Annotated in this window: 22 protein-coding genes; 11 read left to right on the top strand and 11 right to left on the bottom strand. The window is 37.3% G+C overall.

Annotation, left to right across the window (positions count from 1 at the left end; translation table 11 throughout):
• Positions 1–14 precede the first annotated feature (14 nt).
• Together MKY69_RS08905 and MKY69_RS08900 are read right to left on the bottom strand one after the other, a co-directional pair.
• A complete protein-coding gene (locus MKY69_RS08905) occupies positions 15–350 on the bottom strand; it encodes a hypothetical protein (RefSeq protein ID WP_003107631.1) in 336 nt (111 codons plus the stop codon).
• Positions 351–373: 23 nt separating this feature from the next.
• Complete coding sequence (locus MKY69_RS08900) at positions 374–2647, bottom strand: Xaa-Pro dipeptidyl-peptidase (protein ID WP_100084096.1); 2274 nt, start codon at positions 2645–2647, stop codon at positions 374–376.
• Between the two features lie 120 nt (positions 2648–2767).
• Between MKY69_RS08900 and gla the strand changes: the two genes are divergently transcribed.
• A complete protein-coding gene (gene gla / locus MKY69_RS08895) occupies positions 2768–3616 on the top strand; it encodes an aquaglyceroporin Gla (RefSeq protein ID WP_003104815.1) in 849 nt (282 codons plus the stop codon).
• Positions 3617–3710: 94 nt separating this feature from the next.
• Here gla and MKY69_RS08890 read toward each other — a convergent pair whose 3' ends face one another.
• The gene (locus tag MKY69_RS08890) at positions 3711–4628 is read right to left on the bottom strand and encodes a TSUP family transporter (RefSeq protein WP_099567468.1); all 918 of its coding nucleotides are present in this window, start codon (positions 4626–4628) and stop codon (positions 3711–3713) included.
• 110 nt (positions 4629–4738) lie between these two features.
• Between MKY69_RS08890 and MKY69_RS08885 the strand changes: the two genes are divergently transcribed.
• Together MKY69_RS08885 and MKY69_RS08880 are read left to right on the top strand one after the other, a co-directional pair.
• Positions 4739–5491, top strand: a complete 753-nt coding sequence (locus tag MKY69_RS08885) for a CppA N-terminal domain-containing protein (protein ID WP_003105403.1) — start codon at positions 4739–4741, stop codon at positions 5489–5491.
• Positions 5488–6414: a serine hydrolase domain-containing protein gene (locus MKY69_RS08880; RefSeq protein WP_340791541.1), complete on the top strand. Its 927-nt coding sequence runs from the start codon at positions 5488–5490 to the stop codon at positions 6412–6414. The genes MKY69_RS08885 and MKY69_RS08880 overlap by 4 nt, the downstream gene beginning before the upstream one ends.
• A gap of 419 nt (positions 6415–6833) precedes the next feature.
• Here MKY69_RS08880 and MKY69_RS08875 read toward each other — a convergent pair whose 3' ends face one another.
• Together MKY69_RS08875 and pflB are read right to left on the bottom strand one after the other, a co-directional pair.
• Complete coding sequence (locus MKY69_RS08875; RefSeq protein ID WP_003102732.1) at positions 6834–7271, bottom strand: GNAT family N-acetyltransferase; 438 nt, start codon at positions 7269–7271, stop codon at positions 6834–6836.
• Positions 7272–7329: 58 nt separating this feature from the next.
• A complete protein-coding gene (gene pflB, locus MKY69_RS08870) occupies positions 7330–9657 on the bottom strand; it encodes a formate C-acetyltransferase (protein ID WP_003103702.1) in 2328 nt (775 codons plus the stop codon).
• 205 nt (positions 9658–9862) lie between these two features.
• On the opposite strand from pflB, the gene dinB reads away from it, so the two are divergent.
• Positions 9863–10957: a DNA polymerase IV gene (gene dinB, locus MKY69_RS08865; protein WP_340791539.1), complete on the top strand. Its 1095-nt coding sequence runs from the start codon at positions 9863–9865 to the stop codon at positions 10955–10957.
• Between the two features lie 32 nt (positions 10958–10989).
• Here the strand turns inward: dinB and MKY69_RS08860 are convergent, their stop codons facing one another.
• The 4 genes from MKY69_RS08860 to rnhC form a co-directional block, all read right to left on the bottom strand.
• Positions 10990–11445 (bottom strand): hypothetical protein, encoded by a 456-nt coding sequence (locus tag MKY69_RS08860; RefSeq protein WP_003107625.1) that lies wholly within the window; start codon positions 11443–11445, stop codon positions 10990–10992.
• A gap of 77 nt (positions 11446–11522) precedes the next feature.
• The gene (gene recD2, locus MKY69_RS08855) at positions 11523–13925 is read right to left on the bottom strand and encodes an SF1B family DNA helicase RecD2 (protein WP_340791538.1); all 2403 of its coding nucleotides are present in this window, start codon (positions 13923–13925) and stop codon (positions 11523–11525) included.
• A 57-nt stretch (positions 13926–13982) separates the two neighbouring features.
• Positions 13983–14576, bottom strand: a complete 594-nt coding sequence (lepB, locus tag MKY69_RS08850; RefSeq protein ID WP_003107623.1) for a signal peptidase I — start codon at positions 14574–14576, stop codon at positions 13983–13985.
• Positions 14577–14584: 8 nt separating this feature from the next.
• The gene (gene rnhC, locus MKY69_RS08845) at positions 14585–15499 is read right to left on the bottom strand and encodes a ribonuclease HIII (RefSeq protein WP_037620056.1); all 915 of its coding nucleotides are present in this window, start codon (positions 15497–15499) and stop codon (positions 14585–14587) included.
• A gap of 118 nt (positions 15500–15617) precedes the next feature.
• On the opposite strand from rnhC, the gene zapA reads away from it, so the two are divergent.
• From zapA to trxA, 4 genes are all read left to right on the top strand, one after another.
• The gene (gene zapA / locus MKY69_RS08840) at positions 15618–15926 is read left to right on the top strand and encodes a cell division protein ZapA (RefSeq protein ID WP_003105645.1); all 309 of its coding nucleotides are present in this window, start codon (positions 15618–15620) and stop codon (positions 15924–15926) included.
• Positions 15927–15928: 2 nt separating this feature from the next.
• Positions 15929–16474 (top strand): CvpA family protein, encoded by a 546-nt coding sequence (locus tag MKY69_RS08835; RefSeq protein ID WP_311982263.1) that lies wholly within the window; start codon positions 15929–15931, stop codon positions 16472–16474.
• A gap of 66 nt (positions 16475–16540) precedes the next feature.
• Positions 16541–18877, top strand: coding sequence for an endonuclease MutS2 (locus MKY69_RS08830; RefSeq protein WP_340791535.1), 2337 nt, complete (start codon positions 16541–16543; stop codon positions 18875–18877).
• A 107-nt stretch (positions 18878–18984) separates the two neighbouring features.
• Positions 18985–19299 carry a thioredoxin gene (gene trxA / locus MKY69_RS08825; RefSeq protein WP_003102914.1) on the top strand — a complete coding sequence of 105 codons (315 nt, stop codon included), beginning with the start codon at positions 18985–18987 and terminating at the stop codon, positions 19297–19299.
• Positions 19300–19340: 41 nt separating this feature from the next.
• On the opposite strand, the gene MKY69_RS08820 is transcribed toward trxA, so the two are convergent.
• Positions 19341–19703 carry a hypothetical protein gene (locus MKY69_RS08820; protein WP_003105722.1) on the bottom strand — a complete coding sequence of 121 codons (363 nt, stop codon included), beginning with the start codon at positions 19701–19703 and terminating at the stop codon, positions 19341–19343.
• Positions 19704–19776: 73 nt separating this feature from the next.
• A complete protein-coding gene (gene mutY / locus MKY69_RS08815; protein WP_037622077.1) occupies positions 19777–20916 on the bottom strand; it encodes an A/G-specific adenine glycosylase in 1140 nt (379 codons plus the stop codon).
• 985 nt (positions 20917–21901) lie between these two features.
• On the opposite strand from mutY, the gene rpsF reads away from it, so the two are divergent.
• From rpsF to rpsR, 3 genes are all read left to right on the top strand, one after another.
• Positions 21902–22192 carry a 30S ribosomal protein S6 gene (rpsF, locus tag MKY69_RS08810; protein WP_003104479.1) on the top strand — a complete coding sequence of 97 codons (291 nt, stop codon included), beginning with the start codon at positions 21902–21904 and terminating at the stop codon, positions 22190–22192.
• Positions 22193–22212: 20 nt separating this feature from the next.
• Positions 22213–22710, top strand: coding sequence for a single-stranded DNA-binding protein (locus MKY69_RS08805; protein WP_003103409.1), 498 nt, complete (start codon positions 22213–22215; stop codon positions 22708–22710).
• Positions 22711–22798: 88 nt separating this feature from the next.
• Positions 22799–23038: a 30S ribosomal protein S18 gene (rpsR, locus tag MKY69_RS08800; RefSeq protein WP_003102945.1), complete on the top strand. Its 240-nt coding sequence runs from the start codon at positions 22799–22801 to the stop codon at positions 23036–23038.
• Positions 23039–23617 lie beyond the last annotated feature (579 nt).

The raw sequence follows: 23617 nt of genomic DNA, 5'->3' as shown, positions 1-23617 counted from the left end.
GGATACCTTATTTTTTAGTTGAATAGATTTTTTTCTAAATCTTCTTTCCAGAATTTGATAGCATCCCAGTTGAGGGCAAAATCAAAGTCTTTTAGATTGATTTGAGCATCAACTTGTTGGTTAGTAATCTTGACCATTAGAACTGTCTCTTCTAGAGTTTCTCCAAAATACCAATAGTAGACTTGATTATCTTGAGCCTGCCCTATATCAGCAAGAATTACTTCTTTAACTTGATCTAAGTTGGCAAAATCTGTATTAAAAATTTTGCCATATTCATGGTCAGACATCAAGTCTGCTTGGTACCAAAAATGAAAGCTATTGCCGTATTTTTCTTTTGCGACTTGTTTCATGTTTCTCTCCTATGTTTCTGTACTTATTTCGGTATCTTTAGTTTAGATGCCTCTAAATCCACTGTCAACTGATAGTCCTCATTATCACGAACTGTGTGTTCAAAGTCAGTTGTGTAAAGAATTAAACGTAGCTGGTCACCTTTTTTTAATTGATAAATACTTGGTTGCAAATCAAATTGAAGGGTCATCCATTGGTCAGGAATAACCTCCTCAATCTGCAAAAGCCCAGATCTATTTTGCAAGTTGATAACCCCTTTAGAAACTACACGGTAGTCCGACTCTTTGAAAGGCAATTCTTTTAGATCTTCACGTGCAAAGTTCTGACCATTATCAATAGTTCTTAGCTCTAAAACACTAGGCAAATCACTATGTCGTTTGGCTTTTCCGTAGTCCAATAGCTGAGCTGATAAAAGTCCCTTATTGACTGAAGATTTAATCTTTAGGTCTAGAGTAACAGGCCCATTTATCAAGAGATCCTCTTCCAATGTCAGATCGATGTGGATTTGATTTGACTTCCCTAAGAATAGACTCGCCTTAAATGTCCTAAAATCTTTACCATATGCTGTGAATTCTTGATCTGGATAATTATTGTTAATAGTCGCTAAACCTTCTCCCAGTGGTAACTGGAGGCTGTCTGAACCACCAAATAATTCTAAAGTCTTCCAAGTCTGTGCTGCTTTATTATCTTGCCAAATTACTGTTGGCAATTGGTATTCATTTTCAAGGTCCAATAATTTTTGACATAACAAGGCATTCATGCTTTCTTTAAAGTCAATGGATTGCCAGTTGTGTAAATAAACATGTTGTCCTTGATGAAGAAAGAGATGTTTTTTAATCGAAGCAGGAAGAGCGTTGAAAATGTTGTAAACTTGTTTTGGTTTAACATTCCAGTCTTGAAGACCATGTGTATAAACCACATCACAAGTGACCTTGTCAGCATGCGAGAGATAGTTGCGGTTGTGCCAATATTGGTTATAGTCCCCACTGGTACGGTCTAAAGCTTGCGACTGGTCTGCTAACATGGCTTGGTACTTATCTTTTTGACGGAGATAGTCACCAGCCAAGAGGCTTCTGGAGTAAGTTAGTTCTGTCAGTACGTCCAAGTCTTCCCCTGGGTAGCCACCAGGGCTGCAAACCAAACCGTTTTCTCTATAGTAGTCGTACCAAGATGAGATGCCAGCTTCCGCTATGATAACTTTCAAGCCATCAACTCCGGTGGTTGCCAGCCCGGTAGACATGGTCCCCAGATAGGATTTTCCTGTTGTTGCCACTAATCCATTTGACCAGGTGGCAAGTACATAGCTGTCGCGTTTGTGGCTAGCAAAGGCTTTTGCACGGCCATTCAACCAATCAATAACAGCCTTAAAGCTTTCAATTTGAAGGTAATCCCCACTCGTCATAAAGCCATCCGAACCTGCAGTCCCCACGCCAGAGACGTAGATATTAGCAAATCCACGTGCTAAAAAGTAATCATTGAGGGTGTATGAGTCGATATAAGTAAAGCTTTCTTGACTGCCAGTAACTGGAAGTGCTGCATCAGTGGTCGGCATTTTTTCAATTAATTGATTTTTACAGTGAATTTCATGGGCTTCTTTGACAACAAGTTCCCCTTCCATTTGGTAGAGCTTCTTGTCATTAGCGACTTCATTTACACCTTGGTGGTATGGACTAGCCGTCATCATGGTTGGAATTTTATGACTCGTTTTGGGTCTAATAATATTGACCTTAATCAAGTCTGTTCTGCCGTCATTATCTGTATCAATTGGTGCTTCAACATAGACAATCTCGCGAATCAAACTGCTAGTGTCAAAAGTAGCTAACGATTTACCGTTGAAGTAGTGGTAATCATTATCCATTGATAGAAAGCCTTGACTAACCAAGTAGTCAATCAGAGTCATCCCATTTTTTTGTCTTGTAGCCAATAGCTGGTGCAGATTAACTAGAATTTCATCTGCATTGTAGGTAATTGGGAAGTCCAGTTGACTGAGAAATTGGTCTAAGACAGTGAAATCCACTCCAGGAACGAATTCAAGGAGTTGTAGTGTCACATAATAAAAAATCTCCGCAGTTAGCACCGCATCTGAATGGAAAAAGCTTAATAAATCAGTGTCTTGATCAGCAAGTAAGAGTGAAAAAGCATAATCTTTATCAGGCTGATGAAGATAGCAAGTGGATACGAATGACTGAAGAGCTTCTTTGTTAGTCATTTCTTTGGTGATTGTAAAGCCTAATGCAGTGAGTTCAGAATAGGCTTGGTCATTTGTAACTGGTATATAAGAAAATTGATTATACTTCATAAAATTTAGTCTACCTCCTAGTAAACGTTTTAATTTGTTGGATGAACTTTACATTGTCTATTATACTTGATAAAATGGTACTTGTCTAAATTAATAAAAATCTGGAGGATTTTAAAAAAAATGGAAATTACATGGGCTGTGAAGTACATCACAGAATTTCTTGCAACTGCTTTACTATTGATTCTTGGTAATGGTTCTGTTGCAAATGTTGACTTAAAAGGAACTAAAGGACATAATTCAGGTTGGATTATCATTGCCTTTGGTTATGGATTTGGGGTTATGATGCCAGCATTGATGTTTGGTAACGTTTCTGGTAACCACATTAACCCAGCCTTCACTATTGCACTTGCGGTATCAGGATTTTTCCCTTGGGCACATGTTGCACCTTATATCATTGCACAATTGCTCGGTGCTATCTTTGGTCAATTAGTTGTTGTTGGTGTTTATGGTCCATATTTCCGTAAAACTGAAAATCCAAATCCAATTTTAGGATCATTCTCAACTATCTCTGCACTTGATGATGGTTCAGTTGAAAGTCGTAAACCTTCAATCATTAATGGTTTTGCAAACGAGTTTGCTGGTTCATTTATCCTTTTCTTCGGAGCTATGGCTTTGACTAAAAACTTCTTTGGTTCAGAATTAGTTGGTAAATTAGTAGCTGCTGGTTATGATAAAGCAGCTGCTGAAACACAAGTGGCACCATTTACTTCAGGCTCACTTGCTGTAGCTCATATGGGTATTGGTTTCTTAGTTATGACTTTAGTAGCCTCACTAGGCGGACCTACTGGTCCTGGACTTAACCCTGCACGTGACTTAGGTCCTCGTATTGTTCACCATTTCTTACCTAAATCAGTTTTAGGTCAAGCAAAAGGTGATTCAAAATGGTGGTATGCATGGGTTCCGGTTTTATCTCCAATCCTTGCAGGTATTGTTGCGGTAGCATTATTCAAATACCTATACATCAAATAATAAGCAAAAGAAGACAAACATTGTCTTCTTTTTTTGTTAATTAACGCAAAACTAGAACTGCTTAGCAGTTCTAGTTTTTTGATTATATGACAATTTATGACTCAATTTCAACTAGTCCTTGGATTTTTTCTTGTCTCCTAGAGGCAATTGATGAGCGGATTAACATAATCCCTGTAAAGATAACAATTAGGACAACTAGTTTTTTTAGATTATTGATATCAAGGTTTGTTAGGAAAAAGACGGCAATTAAAACGCCAATCACACCACCAATGACGATACCAGCAAAGCCTGTCCAAGAAACGCGGTTACCTTTAATAAATTGTCGGCTTGATGCAGTCATAATCATGGCAGCGTCTAGCATCATGACGGGCATGGCCACTGCTGGGCTTAGTCCCATCAAAGAGAAGAAAATTAGCTCAGGGGCGTAGTTTCCAAGTCCCATAGTCATTAGGACTCCAATTGTAAAATTAAAAGCTATCCCAACATAGAGCCAGATACCATGGAGACCATGGAGTGAATGTACGATGTCAGAGCCAGGGTTGGTAATCATTCTAAAAGTCATAATTAAGGATGCTAGGATGAGTAAGCATACTAAGATGGCCTGAACTGTCGGTGTATGCCAGTTCTTGGTGATTTTTGTGCCAAAGTAGGCTCCTAGGAAGGCTGCGCCAGCCATTGAGACCAAAGTCAATACTTCGACTTTAACGACAAAGATAAAGCAGAGGGACTGAATTAGGACGGGAATGACGTGTGCGGCAGTCATGGTACCTGGAAGTTTGCTGTCATCTTCAACCAATTTAGTCATTTTAAAGAGGGAGGTCGTTGTCGCAAATGAGCCGATGCCAAGTGTATCCAGTGCATCTGTAATAAGGCCAATCCAAAATCCGGTGAAGAATCGTTTAGAGGGATTAATCTGATGTTCTTTAAGATGACGAACAAGTGTGACAGAAATAAAAAGAATTGCTAGAACTAGCAAAACTTGAATTAGGTGGAGAATTAAGTTTTCATTCATAAATAATAGTTTACAAAAAAAAGTCCCTGCGGTCAATTGGCTAATTAGCGCATAATTTCTTGTCAAATAACCATTTTTTGTCTATAATAACAGAGGATTAGGAGGATTTCATGACATTATTAAAGAATGTAAGCTTTATTACTCCGGTAGTTAGAGTCAATAATCGTCAAGTTAATATCGATTTTTACAAACAAAGTTTAGGAATGCGTTTGGTTTCTGAAGAAAATGCCATTGCTATTTTTTCATCATATGGACAAGGCAAGGAACGTTTTGTCATTGAAGAGTCACCATCAGTTCGCACACGTGCGGTCGTTGGAACTAAAAAACTGAACACTATTGTAATTAAAACCAGTGATGCTAATGCGATTCAAAGCCTTTTGGCAAATGGTGCAAGCGTTGATAATTTATTTAAAGGAACAAATGGCTACGCCTTTGAGACAGTTTCCCCAGAAGGAGACCGTTATTTGTTGCACTCTGAAGATGATATCAGCCAATTAGAAGTTGCTGACATGCCAGAATTAACAGCAGATGACAACTTTAAAGGCCTACCAGATTTCTCCTTTGAAACAATTGTCATCAATGTACCAAATGAAGAAAAAGCTAAAGCTTTTTATCAAGATACTTTCCAAGGACAATTACCAATTGATATCCAATTCATGGCAGCAGAAGGACCAGATTTGGAAATTGAGCCACAAATTGCTTGGGATCTAGAAATCATTGAAATGGCCGTGCCAGTTGAAATGGACTTGGCAGCTTATAAAGAAGAACTGGAAGCAAAAGGACTAGAAGTTTATCTTGATAAAAAAGAAAAAATTCTAGTGGTCAGTGATTTAAGTAAGATTGAATTATGGTTTACAAAATGAGAAAAAAGCTGTTGCAATTAATTGAACAACAGATTCAAGACAAAGAATATCATGGGGCTACTTTAGCCCTTTTTGACCAGGGAAAATGGCAAGAGTACTACATTGGTACCACCGATGGGAAATGTCCTGTCAAGCCTGGCTTAGTCTACGATTTAGCCAGTGTTTCCAAGGTTGTCGGCGTCGGAACTATTTGTATTTTTATGATTAATAGCGGAGCTTTGGACTTAGATGCTTCTTTAACCAAGTATTATCCTAGTTTTCATGATGATCGGGTGACGCTGCGCCAGCTATTAACTCATACCAGCGGGCTGGATCCCTACATCCCTAACCGAGACCAACTGGATGCTGTTCAATTAAAAGAAACCATGAATCAGTTGACAGTTACTTCTGATAAGACATTTCATTATACAGATGTGAACTTCTTATTACTTGGCTTTATGTTGCAAGAAGTGACAGGTAAAAGTTTGGATCAACTCTTTACAGAAGAAGTTTTTGAACCTTTTGGGATGACCAAAACAACTTTCGGACCAAGAACAGAAGCTGTTCCAACAGTTAATGGAGTAAATGATGGTTTTGTTCATGATCCTAAAGCCAAAGTCTTAGAAAATCATGCAGGATCTGCTGGACTCTTTTCTACTGTTAAGAATTTAGAATTATTTTTGAATCATTATATGGAAGATGACTTTGCTCAAAATCTTTTTCAAAATTACAGCCAACAAGTTAAAGAACGATCTATTGCATGGCGACTTGAAAAAAATAATTGGTTAGACCATACAGGCTATACTGGACCCTTCATTATGTTCAATGATCGTAAACAAGCTGCTGTTTTTTTAACTAATAGAACTTATGACAAAGATGACCGAGCGCATTGGATTAGTCAACGTGACATATTAATGCAAGCTATTAAAGACAGTTTTAAATAAGCCTCCCTAGTTAGGAAGGCTTATTTTTTAGGTGTAAGACCGTTGAGGGCTGCCATGTGAAGTGATTGGAGCATAACAAATAATAAATTGCAAACAAAATAGAAATTATTGGGATAAGGAGAGTAAAACATTAATGAAAGGCTTAAAATAAATAAAACGATTAATGCTTTATATTGTATTTTTAAGTGAGCTTGCATAATTTGCATGATTTGATGGTAATTTGTAGGCTTATTTTTATAATGGGCTGTTCCAAAATAAACGATTATATAAACAATGAAAGACATGAATTACAAAAATAAAATTGAAAACAAAGAGACCCTAAGGCAATAGCCAATCAAGATATTAATACTAATTATGATAATAGTTGATAGAAATGCTTTTTGTGAAGTTTTCATCATTAATCTTCCTAATTTTTATTTTTAAAGCTCTTTTACCATTGTCTGATGATCAATTCCAGCTTCTTGGAAGATGTCTCCTTGGGAAGTAAATCCTAGTTTGTCATAGAATGGTTTGGCAGTTAGTTGTGCATGTAATTCCATTGTTTTGAAGCCTTGCTTTTTGCAGTAGGCAATGGTTTCTTGCATAAGGAATTGGCCTAGTTTTTGTCCTCGGTAGTTAGCAAGCACAGCCATTCGTTGTAGAGTTACCTTGTTAAACTTGGAATCAGGTAAGATTCGGCAGGTTGCACAGGCAATATCTTTGTCGTCGTAGGCGACAATGTGAAGACAGAGGGCTTCCTTATCATCAATCTCAATTGATAGTGGTACGCCTTGTTCTTGAACAAAAACTTTCTGTCTAATTTTAACGGCATCTATGTAGGTTGGTGAGAGTGTATCTCGGCTTTGTCTTATTATCATACCTATATTTTAACGAAAAAAAAGACGTTGTCAATTGACAACGTCTTTTTGTGAATGATTATTTGCTTCTAACTTCTGTTACTGCATCGTCCATTGAAAGTACTTCGTGGAAGACACGGTGAGTTAATTCAGCTTTTTGTTCAGGTGTAAGGTATTTAGTGTTTACACAGTATCCAGAGATACGTACGATAACATCTTCTCCACCCATGATTTTGTCGTAAACTTCTTTAAGGTCCATAACGTTCAAGTTAACATGTTGTCCACCATTTTCGAAATAACCATCAAGAACTGTTACTAAGTTATCAACTTGTTCGTCAAATGTTTTACCAAGTGCACGAGGTGAAACTTGAGTAGTTAAAGAGATACCATCATTAGCGTGTGAGAAGTCAAGTTTAGCTAATGAGTTCAAGTTTTGTAACCATCCACCTTTAGCTTTATTAGATGGGTTTGCACCTGGAGAGAAAAATTCAACTTTACTTGTGTTAGCTGTTCCATCTTCGTTTAAGAATACTCCGCGGTGAACTGGAGAGTTACCAGTTTGTTTAGAGTAAGCAACGTTTGATGTGATTGTAAGAAGTGATACTGAAGCTTCAGCGTTCTTGTAAAGTTTATGGCTTGCAAGACGTGTATGGTAAGCTTCCATCAACCATTTAGCAATATCATCAACACGGTCATCATCTTCACCGAAGCGTGGGAATTCACCAGTTACTTCGTAGTCGTAGATGTAGCCATTTTCGTCGCGGATAGTTTTAACTGTTGCATATTTGATTGCTGACAATGTATCAACAGTATTTGCGAAACCACAGATACCGAATCCCATGTTAGCACGTTGTTTACTTGGCAAGAAGGCCATTTGAACTGCTTCATAGTTGTATTTGTCTGTCATATAGTGGATGATGTTAAGAGCATCTACATATGTATCAGTCAACCAGTCAAGAGATTTTTCGAAGTTAGCCATAACTTCATCGTAGTTAAGGACTTCAGAAGTGATAGGTTCAACAACGTTAAATACTTTGTAGTCTCTATGAACGTCATCATAACCACCGTTAAGACCAGTAAGAAGTGCTTTAAGAACGTTAACACGAGCGCCGAAGTATTGAATGTTATGACGTTGATCTTCATTTTCTGGGTCAAGTGGAGATACACAACATGAGATACATGACATTTCGCCGTATCCTTCTTTAGCCATAGTTGTTACACCTTCATATTGGATTGAAGAGTGTTTATGACTCATTGTCATACAATAGCGACGGAAAGCATATGGTAATTGGTCAGTCCAAAGAACTGTTAAGTTTGGTTCTGGAGAGTTACCGATGTTATCAAGAGTGTTCAAGAAACGGTAGTCCATTTTAGTAACACGGTGACGACCGTCGTTACCCATACCAGCCATAGAAGTGGTGATAAATGTTGGGTCACCTGAGTAAAGTGTATCGTAAGCTTTAGTACGACCAAATTTAACTGTACGTAATTTAAGAACGAAATCATCAACGAATTCTTGGATTTCTGATTCAGTAAATGTTCCACGAGCTAAGTCGCGTTCTGCAAAAATATCAAGAACGATTGGCACACGTCCAAGTGATGTAGCAGCACCATTGATTACACGACATACTGCCATGAATGCAATGTTAACCCATTGGATAGCTTCTTTAACGTTTTCAGCTGGACGACGAACGTCAACTCCGTAAAGATCACCAAGTTTTGCAACTTCACCAAGTGCTTGGTATTGTAAATTAATTTCTTCACGTAAGCGGATTGATTCTTCATCAATTTCATTGATTGAGTTCCAGTCGTTTACTTTTTCTTGCATTAAGTAGTCTGCACCGTAAAGAGCAAGACGAGCATAAACACCGATGATACGTCCACGTGAATATGCATCTGGAAGACCAGTTACAGTGTGAGCATGACGTGCGCGACGGATGTTTGAAGTGTAAGCGCGGAAGATACCATCATTAACTGTTGTTACATATTTAGTAAAGATTTCATGTACAGCTGGGTCAGGTTCATAGCCATTTTCTTTAAGAGTAGTTTCCGCCATACGGATACCACCTTTTGGCATAAAGTTCAATTTGAACAATTCATCATTTTGAATACCGTAGATAAGTTCATTTTCTTTGTCGATATATCCTGCAGGAATACCAGCGATTGAAGATGGACGAGTGTCAAATGGGAAGCGAGTTGCTTCGTATTGTTCTTTAGTGTCTTCGATAATTTTTTTAATTTTTAATGAACGTTCAGTAGCTTCAGCTAAAAATGATTCATCACCATCATAAGGGTTATAGTTAGCTTGAACAAAGCGTGAAACACTTGCTTTTTCTTTCCAGTCTGTTCCTTTAAAGCCTTCCCAAGCCTTTTCAAAAACATCTGTGTTAGTTTTTACAGTTGCCATAAGATTCTCCTTAATAATCAGGTAACAGACTCTCTGTTACTTATATATCAATAGTTTAACATATAGGAAACGGTTTCCCAAGCAAATTTCTTGACAAAATTAAGATTCTTTTATAATACAGTTGTAAAATCAATCACAAACTGTATTATATGATTTAAATTTGCAACTTTGAGCAATAATTGTATAATACAGATAGAGGTATATTATGCTGATTTTTCCACTGATTAATGATACATCACGCAAAATAATCCATATCGATATGGATGCTTTTTTTGCTGCAGTGGAAGTTCGCGATAATCCTAAATTAAAAGGCAAACCAGTAGTTATTGCAAAAGATCCGCGAGAAACTGGAGGTCGTGGGGTGGTTTCCACCTGTAGCTATGAAGCAAGAGAATTTGGTATTCATTCTGCTATGAGTTCAAAAGAAGCCTATGAGCGGTGTCCACAAGCGATTTTTATTTCCGGAAACTACAGTAAATATAAAGAAATTGGCCTTCAAATTCGTGAGATATTCAAAAGATATACCGACCTAGTCGAACCCATGTCGATTGATGAAGCATACCTTGATGTGACAGAAAATAAATTAGGGATTAAGTCTGCATTGAAAATTGCCAAGCTGATTCAACTTGATATCTGGACAGAATTACATTTAACGTGTTCAGCTGGAGTTTCTTACAATAAGTTCCTCGCAAAATTAGCTAGTGATTATCAGAAGCCTCGGGGATTGACACTAGTTTTGCCTGATGATGCGCTGAGCTTTTTATCCGACTTACCAATAGAAAAATTTCATGGCGTTGGAAAAAAATCGGTTGAGAAGTTGCATGATATGGGGGTTTATAAAGGGGCTGATTTGTTACTTCTGACAGAGATGCAATTGATCGACCAATTTGGTCGTTTCGGATATGACCTCTATCGCAAAGCTAGGGGGATCAGTCAATCACCAGTCAAACCAAATCGTATTCGAAAATCAATTGGTAGTGAGCGAACTTATGCTAAACTCTTATTTAGTGATGGAGACATTAAGGCTGAGATTACCAAAAATGCTAAACGCGTAGCTGATTTAATGGAAAAAAATGATAAATTAGGAAAAAGAGTTATTTTGAAGGTTCGTTATTCTGATTTTACGACCTTGACCAAACGGGTTAGTTTGGAAAGACTGACTAGGGATTTTAAGCTGATTAATCTCACAGCAATTGAAATTTTTGAAAGCTTGGCTGACAATGACAGTGGTGTGCGCCTGTTAGGTGTGACCATGTCAGGATTGGCTGACAAGCAAGCTGATATTTCCTTGGAATTATAAAAAAAACGCCAATAGGCGTTTTTTTTTATAATTTATTCATTTTCTTTATCATTCAGTGTTTTCGCTTTTGAAAAGGCAAAGTAATAAAGGGCTAGGAAGACAAGTTGGATGACGATTGAGAGGATAGTTGGTTGTGACAAGAGAATTGAAATCAAGTTGACGACAACTAATCCAAAACCTAATAGATAAGGTAAAATCGAAATTTCTTGGTTAGATTTGATTTTCTTTTGGTTCATAAAAGTTAGAACGATAATTGCGATTGTTAGTAGAATTGCTAATGCTGAAATGAAAATGGCAAATGGTGTCATTGCTTGTTCCATAATAGCTAATTTATCAGCAGGCATGGCTGCTTTGAATTCATCATTACCTAAAAATAGGATAATTGAGACCAAACCAATGACTGAAAAGATTGTAATAATCGTGTTAAGGACAATGATAAATATATTTAGTGTTTTAAGTGACTGACGCACCTTTTCATATGAAATCATAAAACCTCCAATTTGTATGCATTTGATAATACAAGACAAGTATAGCACAGATACTCTACTTGTCCACTATAAATTGCCTATTTTTTAAAAAATTTTTTAAAATCAGCATCAGTCAAGCCAATCAGTGGATCAATAGATAACATATTTGCTGTCGTTAAAATCGTTGGCTCTTCAGATTCTAAGGGCTTTGCAATAGTATTTTGGGCTTGTCCTAGACTGTCCGAACTGTTTTCAACTGTATCAATTTTTGCTAATTGGTCGTTTGATTCTGTTGTCAGGTCTTGGTCAAATCGTTGCACTAGGAAAGTTTTTCGTTTATCACCCTCATTTTTGATTGCATAATCAAAAGCTGAGTGCTCACCCAGTAAAATTAATTTACTCTTTGACCTTGTGACAGCTGTATAAATCAGATTCCGTTGAAGCATGCGCCCACTCTGGCGGGTGATTGGAAGAATAACCACTTGGAACTCACTCCCCTGCGACTTATGAATACTCATGGCATAGGCCAAGGTGATTTTTAACCATTCATTGCGAGGATAAGTTACTTCTGACCCATCAAAATCCATCATAATTTCATCTTGTTTGGACTCGGTGTACTTGGCTGGAATTAAATCTGTAATGTAACCAATATCACCATTAAAGACATTCAATTGGGCATCATTAACTAAGTGTAAGACTTTATCTCCCTTTCGAAAATGTATCTCATTAAAGACAAATTCTGTACCATTATCTAATGGATTGAGAAGCTCTTGCATAAGCTGATTGAGATTGTTGATGCCTGCTTGTCCTTTATACATGGGAGCAAGAATCTGAATTTCATCAGCTGGGATACCACTTTTAACAGCAGAAGCGACAATTTTTGTGACCATAGTTGGAACATGTTGAGGCATGGCATCAAAGTAAGAACGGTCTGCTTTTTTATCTCGAAAATCTACTGGCAATATGCCTTGACGCATTTGATTTGCCAAATCAACGATGGTTGAATCAGCTGATTGACGGAAAATTTTACGAAGGGCGATTTGTGGTAGACTGGTAATTTTCAAAAGATCTGCTAGAACCTGACCTGGTCCTACAGACGGTAACTGGTCACTGTCACCAACAATGATTATTTGGGTATTCGATGATATGGCACCTAATAATTGATTGGCTAACCAAGTATCAACCATAGAAAATTCATCAACAACTAATAAATCACAGTCTAAGTAGTCTTCCATGGCTTGGTAATCATTGTCACCATTTAAGCCTAAATGACGATGAATAGTGGCACTTGGTAGGCCAGTTAATTCATTCATCCGACGAGCAGCTCGACCAGTAGGCGCTGCTAGAACAATCGGTAAATCTTTTTTATTTAAATCAATGTCATTAATCCGAGCATAAGCTTCTAGAATTCCTCTGATAACGGTTGTTTTACCAGTACCTGGACCACCAGTTAAGATAAAGACCTTGCTGGTCAATGCTTGATAAATTGCGTCCTTTTGGACCTGATCATAGCTAATGGCAAATTCCTTCTCAATTGCTTGTACTTCTTTTTCAATCTTATCTTGACTGATTTGTTTCTCAAATGGGGTATCTAGTAAACGTTGAAGTTGATTTTTAATTCCCTCTTCAGCTGTAAATAGAGAGGCATCAAATATTTTAGTACCTGCATTATAAACTTTTTCATCAGAAATTAAATGACTTAATTCTTGGGCAACTTGCGCAGGATCACATTCAATTTGTCGAGAGTCTTCTAACAAATCAATAGCATAGGCTAATAAATCACGCGCCTCGATGTAGGTATCACCTTGGCTAATTGATTGTTCCAATAAACTATGTAATAGAGCAGCCCGAAACCGTTCAGGTGCAGAATCAGCTATACCGATTTCCTGAGCTAATTTATCAGACATTTTAAAGCCGATGCCTTGGATGTCTTCTACGAGTTGATAGGGATTAGTCCTAACCCGTTCGACAGCTTCTTCTTTATATTGATCGTATATTTGGAAGGCCATCCGATTAGACAATCCTAATTCTACCAGTGCAGCGATGATTTGTTCTGTTCCGTAATTGATTCTTAGCTTAGCTACAAAGGCTTCTCGGTTAGCTTTTGAAAAGCCGTTGATATCCTCTAACTTGCTAGGGTCGTCAAGAATTTTATCAATCGTATTGTCACCGTATAAAGAGACAATTCTCTCGGCGGTCTTTTTCCCAATTCCTTTAAAATGATCACTGGAAAAGTACTTGATTAGACCAGATGAACTTGGTTTAGCTCGCTGGTAACGGCTGAGTTGCAGTTGTTGGCCATATTTGGGATGTTGGCTTAATTGCCCCCAGAAGGTATAATCTTCTCCCTCCATGATGTCAGCCATGGTTCCAGTAATGATGATTTCAAAGTCATCAAAGTCACTGTCGGTATCTTCAATCATTAGGTTTAAGATTTTAAAAAAGTTACTGCTATTTTCGAAAATGATGCGATCAACAGTCCCGGAAAAAAAGTATTCCATGTCAAATCCTTTCTAAGGAATTGTCTAATTTAAAACCTGCCTCAGGCAGGTTTCATTTTATTTTAAAAGATCAATGCGATTAAATGGCCAGAAACGGAATTTTACTTCACCAATCAGATTTTTGGCTTTGAAGGTTCCGACTTCACGGCTATCTTTAGAAACAATTCGGTCATCCCCAAGTAATAAATACTGACCTTTAGGCACGTCAATGCTAAAGGTAGCTCGGTTTTCACTATCAGCTGTAAAGGCACTTGAGTTACGGGCTAACTCTTGGAAGAGGCTATTATATGAATAGGTTTTTTGAAGACGATCTTTTTTAAAGAGGGCAATAAACTTCTTCAAATAAGATTCTTTAGTTTTTTTGCCATTGACATAAAGTGTATCATTTTTATATTCGATTTTATCTCCAGGCATTCCGATGACCCGTTTAACGATTTCTTTTTGAACACCATCTTCAGTTTCTTGAGCAACGACAATATCAAAGCGATCAATTTTTGCTTGGTTAAACACAATTAAGCGTTCGCCGTGAGATAAGGTAGGGTCCATTGAGTGTCCGTCGACCTTTACTGGTTGCCAGATAAAAATACGACTGAAGCCAAAGACTAACATAAATAATGTGAAGAGACCCCATTCTTTAATAAAATTTTTCATGATACTCCTTATGGTAATTTCTTAGCTAAACTAAGAGCTTTCTTGGTATTTGCAAAATGCAATTTGGCACTAAATTCTAGTGCAGGCATGCCGTAAGCTTCAAGTAGCTTAGCAGCAACTTGGTCTGATTGTTTCCCAGCACCACTTGGCAACTGATAGCCTAATTCTGCCCCTAACTCCTTTAAATTTTCTAAAAAAAGATTACGGGCAATAATTGAACTGACAGCCACAGCTAGGAAGTCACTCTCAGCTTTCTCTTGAAAGGTCAGGACATTCGTAAATTGGTTCTTTTCCCTTTTTAAGTGCTTTTGATAATTGGCTTGACTGGTAAAGGCGTCAATCACAATTTTGTCAGCTTTGACTCCCTCTTGAAGCAATAAGAAAATGGCTTGATTATGGAGCGCGACTTTAACAGAGACAGCGTTATAAGGCTTATCTGGTCCGACCATTTGGTTATATTTTTTGGGTGACAATAGCAGAGCTTTATGAGGAATTCTAGCCTCCAACAATGGTGCAATGTGACGAATTTTGGGATCAGTTAAGTTTTTTGAGTCATCAACCCCTAATTCTTTCAGATAGGTATGATCTTCTGGGGTCACAAGACTTGCTACTACGGCGATGCCCCCAAAATAAGAGCCGTTGCCAACTTCGTCGCTGCCTATGAGGGCAAGGTTTTGATTTTTAGAGCTATCTATTCTACTAGATGAAGAATCAGGAGCTTGATAACCAAACTCCGAAGCAACCGCTAGTGCCGCAGCCCCCTGGAAAACCAGTTTGCCTGATGTGTATAATAAAATGGTTACCCCTTTATACTTTGCTGAAAAGGCAACATAGGGGTTGTTATTACTAGTTTGATAGGCATTAAGACGGTTTAAAAGCTTGGCTTTTTGAGAACCGTCCATTTTCATCACAATGGTTTCCATAGGAAATATTTTAACATAATTTTGGCTGTCCAGGGTAATCAATCTTCTTACAATTTGATTAAATTTGTTATTTTACGAAAGGCTGAAATTAGGGTATAATGCTATAAAGAGGTATCCTATGAATAGTAAGAATCGTTACAAGTTCACCTTTGGTGAAAAGACATTAACATTAACGACTGATAAAGACAATCTCTTCATGGAAGAAGTCGAACGCGTTGCTACTGAAAAGTATAATGCCATTAAAGAGAAACTTCCAGAAGCAGACCCTGAAACGGTTGCAATTTTAATGGCCATTAATTCATTATCAACACAATTAAAACGTGAGATTGAAGTCGAAAAAATTGAACAAGAAATTAATCAATTGCGTCAAAGAGCTTTAGAAGGTCTACAAGAAAAAGCTTATCAAGCAGATATGGATGAGGAGTAGTTATGTTATCACTTCTCATCATTTTTATCATGCTCTGGAATTTTTATATTGGTTATAATCGTGGTATCATCTTACAAGCCTTTTATTTTGTTGGCATCTTAACTTCATTATTTGTGGCAAGTCAGCATTATCTTGATTTAGCCAAAAAAATTGCACTCTGGGTGCCTTATTCAAGTCCGACTGAAGGTGCAAAGATGCTTTTTTTCAAGGATATCAATATCTTTGAACTAAGCAAAATCTATTATGCAGGGATTGCTTTCTTTGTAATTTTTCTAGCAACCTATGCCGCCGTCCGTTTAATTGGTATCTTAACCCATTTTTTCCCAATTGATTACTATGATAATCAAAAGGCAAATATTGCCAGTGGAATCATTGCCAGTCTGGTTATTGTCTTAGTTTTTTCCATAGGGTTAAGCATTTTAGCAACTGTACCAATGGAAAGTATTCAAACGCAACTACATAATCATTTCTTAACACGCTTATTAATTGAGCATTGTCCACCAGTGACAACAATGATTCGCAATTTATGGATTACAAAAGTCTTATAAGATCAGATAAATCATCTGGTCTTTTATTCATTCATTTTATAGGGAATTTAGGGTATAATGAAGCTTATGGATATAAAAATTTTAGAACAGTTAGAATTTCAAAAGGTTAAAGAACAATTTCAAACCTACCTTCAAACTGAACAAGGGAAAGTGGAACTCCAACAGCTAGTTCCAACAGACAATCCCGAAAAGATTAAAGATTATTTTACGGAAATTTCAGAAATGGAGATGATTTTCATTGAGAATCATCATTTTGCCATGGGGAGCTTACGGGATGTTAATGACAGCCTCCACCGCCTTGAGTTGGATGCTGATTTGAACATTTCGGAACTCTTAGATATCAAAAAACTCTTGCTTGTCTCTGCCGAAGCCAGTCGTTTTTTTATGAATTTAGAAAATGTTGAATTGGTTGCCCTAAAAAAATTATTTGAGAAATTAGAAATTTTTCCTCAGTTGCAGGGAAGCCTGCAAGCCATCAACGATGGGGCCTTCATAGAAAATTTTGCCAGTCCAGAATTGGAAGCCATCCGTCGCAAGATTTTTAATAGTGAACACCAAATTCGTCAATCGCTTCAGGATGTGCTCAAGAAACATGCTGACTATCTGTCAGAATCATTGATTGCCAGTCGGAACGGCCGTAGCGTGCTTCCGGTTAAAAACACCTTTAGAAACAAAATCGCAGGGGTTGTCCACGATATCTCAGCATCTGGGAATACAGTCTATATTGAACCACGAGCTTTGGTCCAATTAAATGAAGAAATAACCCAGTTGCATGCTGATGAACGTCATGAAATGGCACGGATTCTTAAAGAACTCTCAGCCATGGTTCGTCCACATAGTCGTGCTCTTGCCAATAATGCTTGGTTACTAGGACATTTAGATTTTGTTCGAGCAAAATATCTTTATATGAAGGAGAAGAAGGCGACTATTCCAACTGTCACTGCTGATAAATCAGTGCAATTGTTGAATGTTCGTCATCCTCTCTTGCAAAAGCCAGTTCCTAATGACCTACACTTTTCTAAAGACTTAACAGTTATTGTTATTACGGGTCCTAATACGGGTGGTAAGACAATCATGTTAAAAACCCTTGGTTTGGCTCAGTTAATGGGACAGTCTGGTTTGCCAATTCTAGCTGACTACGGTTCTAAGATTGCTGTTTTCAATGGAATTTTTGCTGATATTGGCGATGAGCAATCGATTGAACAAAGCTTGTCGACCTTCTCTAGTCATATGACCCACATTGTGTCAATTCTTGACCAAGCGACAGCAGATAGTCTAGTTCTCTTTGATGAACTAGGTGCTGGTACCGATCCGCAAGAAGGTGCTAGCTTAGCGATGGCCATTCTAGAAGAACTTCGCTTGAAAGAAATCAAGACCATGGCGACGACCCATTATCCTGAGTTGAAAGCTTACGGGATTGAGTCGGAGTTTGTTGAAAATGCTAGTATGGAGTTTGATAGTAATAGTCTTCAGCCAACCTATCGTTTTATGCAAGGCGTGCCTGGTCGTTCTAATGCTTTTGAAATTGCAAGACGGTTGGGCCTTGCCAGTCATATTGTGACGGACGCTCAGAATTTTACTGATACGGATAGTGACGTCAATCGGATTATTGAAAAGTTAGAAAGTCAGACTTTGGAGAGTCGGAAACGTCTTGAACATATTAAAGAGGTCGAGCAGGATAACCTTAAGTTCAATCGTGCTGTTAAAAAGCTGTATAATGAGTTTTCTCATGAGCGTGATAAGGAAATGGAAAAGGTTACTAAAGAGGCGCAAGAGATTGTTGATTTGGCCTTGGCGGAAAGTGAGTCTATCTTAGCTAAGTTACATGACAAGTCGCAATTGAAACCACATGAAGTCATTGAAGCTAAGACACAATTGAAAAAGTTAGTACCTCAAACTGATTTATCCAAAAATAAAGTTTTGAAACAGGCTAAGAAGTTAAGAGCTGCGCGTGTTGGTGATAATATCATTGTTTCTGCATATGGTCAACGTGGTACTTTAATTAATCAATTAAAAGATCAAAAATGGGAAGCACAAGTGGGGTTAATTAAAATGACCCTCAAAGAGGATGAATTTACCTTGGTTAAGGCTGTTGAAAAAAGCCAGAAACCTAAAAAACAAATGGTTAATGTCATTAAGAAAGCAGCAACAGGTTCTGGACCTAGAGCCCGTCTTGACTTACGTGGCAAACGTTATGAAGAAGCCATGCAAGAGCTGGATACCTTTATTGACCAAGCTTTAGTTAATAACATGAGTCAAGTTGATATCATTCATGGGATTGGTACTGGGGTTATTCGTGAAGCAGTTACTAAATATTTGAGACGCAACAAACATGTTAAGAGTTTTGCTTACGCTCCGCAAAATGCGGGAGGGTCAGGTTGTACAATTGTGACATTTGGTTAGACTGTTGTTACCTGGGCAGGTATATTAATCTCCGTAGCAGATTTTTGCATTCTTAACTTAATTGCCCTAAAATAGGGTTATAAAACAAAAGAAAGTGAGATAATCAGATGACAAAGATCGTAACAGATGCAACATTTGAAACAGAAACTAAAGAAGGATTAGTCTTAATTGACTTTTGGGCAACATGGTGTGGTCCATGCTTGATGCAAGCTCCAATTCTTGAACAATTATCTGAAGAACTTGATGAAGATGAATTGAAAATCGTTAAAATGGACGTTGACGAAAATCCAAATACAGCGCAAACTTTTGGCATTATGTCAATCCCAACACTAATGTTCAAAAAAGATGGCCAAGTTGTTAAACAAGTAGCCGGTGTTCACACAAAAGATCAAATCAAAGCAATCATTGCTGAATTAAGCTAACAAAAAAGCCCAGAGAAGGGCTTTTTTGTTTTGTGATTTTTTTACTTGTAAGCTAGTTCGAAAAGGCTGTATCGGTTGAGTCCCACGGTCACTTGTTTCTTATTCATATTGTATTTATTATTAAAAAGTAAGGTAAGCTCTTTAGGGTTTTCTAGACAAAGACCAGTATAGCCTTTAAGATTGTCATTGTAGTGCCAATCTGTTAATTGAGCTATCTCAGGATAGTCAGCAATGTTTCTTTCTTTGTCCTTGAAAACAATAAGAATACTATATTTATGCTTATCATTTGCTGACTTACTTTTTTTCAAAAGATGTCTTTGATAGAAAAACCCAATTACTAACAAGAGGACTGTAATTTCACCAACAATAGTATATAAATTAGTTTGGAAAAAGATGAGTAACATAATTTCACTTTCTTTGGAATGAATCAAAAATATGACTAGATAATAGTTAGCCAATCAGACTTATTAAAATTTGTTATTTAAGCAATTGAGCAATCATTTTTTTCTGGGGTGTTGCCATTGGGAAGTTTTCAAAATCTTCGAGACTTAGCCACTGCAGTTCTAACCCTTCAGGAAGTTGATTATCACTAACTCGACCTTCAAAAAGTTCGATTGTCCATTTCTGGTGACTAAAGGTGTGGGTAACTTTCTTATGAACCGTATCTTGCCAAATTGGATAAAGCTGATACTGCTCTTGAAAGGCGTCCTTTTGTGATAGCGTCTCTAAAATTTCCTGAGCATCTCCAAATAGATCAATCTGTTTAGCTTGAAAGCTTGTTTCAATAATTGGGAATGTCCAAAATCCGCCAAGCAAGGGTCCAGCATTGTTTTTCTCAATTAAGTATTTGCCTTCAGCATTTCGAATGACAAAAGCTTGAATTACCATTGGACGCGGCTTTTTCTTAGGTAATTTAATTGGATACTTGTCGTAGGTTCCATGTAAATAGGCTGCGCAGAAAAACTTTATTGGAGAGTCATCTGGTCTGGGATTTTTTGCAGATTCGATATCAGTGCCCAGATCCATTAGTGCCTGATTGAAATCTCCAGGACGTTCTGAATCAATTAACTCCTCCATGATGGCTTGGAAAATCTTTCGATTTTTAGGATTACCAATATCGTATTCTACTTCAAACAATCTGGCCATAACCCGCATGATATTGCCATCAACTGCTGGTTGTGCTTGATTAAAGGCAATACTGGCAATTGCGCCAGCAGTATAAGGGCCGATGCCCTTTAATTCTGATATATCTTCAAACCGTGATGGGAAAGTCCCATCGAATTCGGTCATGATTTGTCGCGCAGCTTTCTGCATATTTCTTACACGAGAGTAATAACCAAGTCCTTCCCAAGCCTTTAAAAGTTTGTGCTCAGGGGCGCTAGCCAATTCTTCAATAGTCGGAAACCACTCGATGAAGCGGTGATAATAAGGAATGACGGTTTGAACTTGCGTTTGTTGCAGCATAATTTCGGAAACCCATATGAAATAGGGATTTTTTGTGCGACGCCAAGGCAGGTCGCGTTTTTCTTGGTCATACCAATTGAGGAGGGTGCGTCGAAAGGATTGAATTTTTTCTGGATCCCACATCTCTACACCGTAATCTTTTAATTCTAACATGTTCATATTGTAGCAGATATTTCAAGTTTGTGGAAAAGAAAAGCAATGAGACATACATAAAATGTAAGCTTATAAAAAGCATCACCTTTTTATTTGACAAAGGTAACCGCTTACAATATAATAAAAGTATAAAGAAGGATGGCATTTTAGAAGACATTTATAGGAGGTAATCTTATGATTAATCTACATGTCGCACGGTACAAAAACGGAGACTAAGTAGCTCCGACAACGGTAGGCAAACCAAATTTTACGTATGTTAGCAAAGTGATCACATTGTTAAACTTATTCTAGTTCGAGTGATTTGGCCAAAGGAGCGCTCTACACAGTATAAGTTTAAATTCTCTAACCATAAAAGGTAATAGTTAACTTTTTATGACTAAAATATGCAATTATTGTAGCCAGAAATTCTAGATTAGGCAATCAAAAATTGTAACAATATTATTGTCACTCAGGGAAAACGTTAAAATTTATGATTGTTATTGTCACTCAGGGTATAGAATTTTATTAAAATATTGTTATTGGCGCACAGGAAAATGAGTTTTTCTTTAATAGGAGGATCTTATGAATCTTGCAAGATACAAAAACGGAGACACAATTGGCTATTGTAAAAATAGCCAAAAGAGTGAAATAATGTAAAATCCATAAGAACGAAATTACAAACTATGTGAAAATTAAATAGTTTATATTTTAAAACCATTTCATCAAAAGAAAGGAGAATAAACCTATCAGAATAAAAATAAGATTTATTTCCTTTTATAAAGGAAAATTGACAGTTAACTCCTTATGAAATGAATGAGAAAGGAATATATCCTATAAGAATTATTTAAAAGAAGAAGACATCCAAAAGTGTGCATTGGATGTCTTTATATTTTTTGAAATTTTTCTTGCTTCTGAGCTCAATTTAGAGTATAATAGTAATCTGTGAGAATACCTCACTTACCTGCAACAAAGTTGTAGGTCATTAGTCCAAAAGGAGGAAAAATCAATGGCAAAATACGAAATTCTTTATATTATTCGTCCAAACATTGAAGAAGAAGCTAAAAATGCTTTGGTATCACGCTTTGACTCTATCTTATCTGACAACGGTGCAACAATCGTTGAATCAAAAGATTGGGAAAAACGTCGTCTTGCATATGAAATCAATGATTTCCGCGAAGGCCTTTACCACATCGTTAACGTTGAAGCAACTGATGCTGTCGCTCTTAATGAGTTTGACCGTTTATCAAAAATCAACGGTGACATTCTTCGTCACATGATCGTTAAACTTGACGCTTAAGACTTATAAGAAGGTAGTTTATGATTAATAATGTAGTACTAGTTGGTCGTATGACCAAAGATGCAGAACTTCGTTACACACCAAGTCAAGTGGCAGTAGCTACTTTTACACTTGCTGTTAACCGTACATTCAAAAGTCAAAATGGGGAACGTGAAGCAGATTTCATTAACTGTGTAATCTGGCGTCAACCAGCTGAGAACTTAGCGAATTGGGCTAAAAAGGGTGCTTTAGTTGGGATTACTGGTCGTATTCAGACTCGTAATTATGAAAATCAACAAGGGCAACGTGTCTATGTAACTGAAGTGGTTGCGGATAATTTCCAAATGTTGGAAAGCCGTGCTACACGTGAAGGTGGTTCATCTAACTCTTATAATGGTGGTGGATTAAATAATAATTCTTCATCATCAAACAATAGTTACTCAGCCCCTGCTCAACAAACACCTAATTTTGGTCGCGATGATAGCCCATTTGGTAATTCAAATCCAATGGATATCTCAGATGACGATCTACCATTCTAATTAGAGTGGGTTTGGAAAAAAGAACTCAATAGAGTTCAGACACTGATAACAAATCAGGTCACAAAGATAATATAAAAGGAGAAAACACATGGCTCAACAACGTCGTGGCGGATTCAAACGCCGTAAAAAAGTTGACTTTATCGCAGCTAATAAAATTGAATATGTTGATTACAAAGACACTGAACTTTTAGGCCGTTTCGTTTCAGAACGTGGTAAAATTTTACCTCGTCGCGTAACAGGAACATCAGCTAAAAACCAACGTAAAGTAACAGCAGCGATCAAACGCGCACGTGTTATGGCATTAATGCCTTACGTAAACGAAGATTAAATCAAAAAGAGCGCAAGCTCTTTTTTTGATGGAAAGATTGTGATGGCTCTGTAAAGAGACAGCACAATCCCTTAGCAAGATATGGAAATACAGAATTTGATTGTGACAGGACCGAAGGGATAGTCACAATCATATAGCAAGTTATGGCATTAATGCCTTACGTAAACGAAGATTAAATCAAAAAGAGCGCAAGCTCTTTTTTTGATGGAAAGATTGTGATGGCTCTGTAAAGAGATAGCACAATCCCTTAGCAAGATATGGAAATACAGAATTTGATTGTGACAGGACCGAAGGGATAGTCACAATCATATAGCAAGATATGGCATTAATGCCTTACGTAAACGAAGATTAAATCAAAAAGAGCGCAAGCTCTTTTTTTGATGAAAAGATTGTGGTGGATCTGTAAAGAGACAGCACAATCCCTTAGCAAGATATGGAAATACAGAATTTGATTGTGACAGGACCGAAGGGATAGTCACAATCATATAGCAAGTTATGGCATTAATGCCTTACGTAAACGAAGATTAAATCAAAAAGAGCGCAAGCTCTTTTTTTGATGGAAAGATTGTGATGGCTCTG

This window comes from Streptococcus sp. FSL R7-0212 (assembly GCF_038007985.1).
In the GTDB taxonomy this organism is placed as follows: domain Bacteria; phylum Bacillota; class Bacilli; order Lactobacillales; family Streptococcaceae; genus Streptococcus; species Streptococcus parauberis.
This window is presented reverse-complemented; position numbering and strand designations above follow the sequence as displayed.

Coding starts and splice junctions, on each gene's coding strand:
- MKY69_RS08820 (WP_003105722.1), bottom strand. CDS start 19,703: ATGTTACTCATCTTTTTCCAAACTAATTTATATACTATTGTTGGTGAA.
- MKY69_RS08835 (WP_311982263.1), top strand. CDS start 15,929: ATGTTATCACTTCTCATCATTTTTATCATGCTCTGGAATTTTTATATT.
- MKY69_RS08885 (WP_003105403.1), top strand. CDS start 4,739: ATGACATTATTAAAGAATGTAAGCTTTATTACTCCGGTAGTTAGAGTC.
- dinB (WP_340791539.1), top strand. CDS start 9,863: ATGCTGATTTTTCCACTGATTAATGATACATCACGCAAAATAATCCAT.
- rnhC (WP_037620056.1), bottom strand. CDS start 15,499: ATGGAAACCATTGTGATGAAAATGGACGGTTCTCAAAAAGCCAAGCTT.
- mutY (WP_037622077.1), bottom strand. CDS start 20,916: ATGTTAGAATTAAAAGATTACGGTGTAGAGATGTGGGATCCAGAAAAA.
- gla (WP_003104815.1), top strand. CDS start 2,768: ATGGAAATTACATGGGCTGTGAAGTACATCACAGAATTTCTTGCAACT.
- recD2 (WP_340791538.1), bottom strand. CDS start 13,925: ATGGAATACTTTTTTTCCGGGACTGTTGATCGCATCATTTTCGAAAAT.
- trxA (WP_003102914.1), top strand. CDS start 18,985: ATGACAAAGATCGTAACAGATGCAACATTTGAAACAGAAACTAAAGAA.
- MKY69_RS08805 (WP_003103409.1), top strand. CDS start 22,213: ATGATTAATAATGTAGTACTAGTTGGTCGTATGACCAAAGATGCAGAA.
- MKY69_RS08880 (WP_340791541.1), top strand. CDS start 5,488: ATGAGAAAAAAGCTGTTGCAATTAATTGAACAACAGATTCAAGACAAA.
- MKY69_RS08890 (WP_099567468.1), bottom strand. CDS start 4,628: ATGAATGAAAACTTAATTCTCCACCTAATTCAAGTTTTGCTAGTTCTA.
- MKY69_RS08905 (WP_003107631.1), bottom strand. CDS start 350: ATGAAACAAGTCGCAAAAGAAAAATACGGCAATAGCTTTCATTTTTGG.
- MKY69_RS08875 (WP_003102732.1), bottom strand. CDS start 7,271: ATGATAATAAGACAAAGCCGAGATACACTCTCACCAACCTACATAGAT.
- MKY69_RS08900 (WP_100084096.1), bottom strand. CDS start 2,647: ATGAAGTATAATCAATTTTCTTATATACCAGTTACAAATGACCAAGCC.
- lepB (WP_003107623.1), bottom strand. CDS start 14,576: ATGAAAAATTTTATTAAAGAATGGGGTCTCTTCACATTATTTATGTTA.
- MKY69_RS08860 (WP_003107625.1), bottom strand. CDS start 11,445: ATGATTTCATATGAAAAGGTGCGTCAGTCACTTAAAACACTAAATATA.
- rpsR (WP_003102945.1), top strand. CDS start 22,799: ATGGCTCAACAACGTCGTGGCGGATTCAAACGCCGTAAAAAAGTTGAC.
- rpsF (WP_003104479.1), top strand. CDS start 21,902: ATGGCAAAATACGAAATTCTTTATATTATTCGTCCAAACATTGAAGAA.
- pflB (WP_003103702.1), bottom strand. CDS start 9,657: ATGGCAACTGTAAAAACTAACACAGATGTTTTTGAAAAGGCTTGGGAA.
- MKY69_RS08830 (WP_340791535.1), top strand. CDS start 16,541: ATGGATATAAAAATTTTAGAACAGTTAGAATTTCAAAAGGTTAAAGAA.
- zapA (WP_003105645.1), top strand. CDS start 15,618: ATGAATAGTAAGAATCGTTACAAGTTCACCTTTGGTGAAAAGACATTA.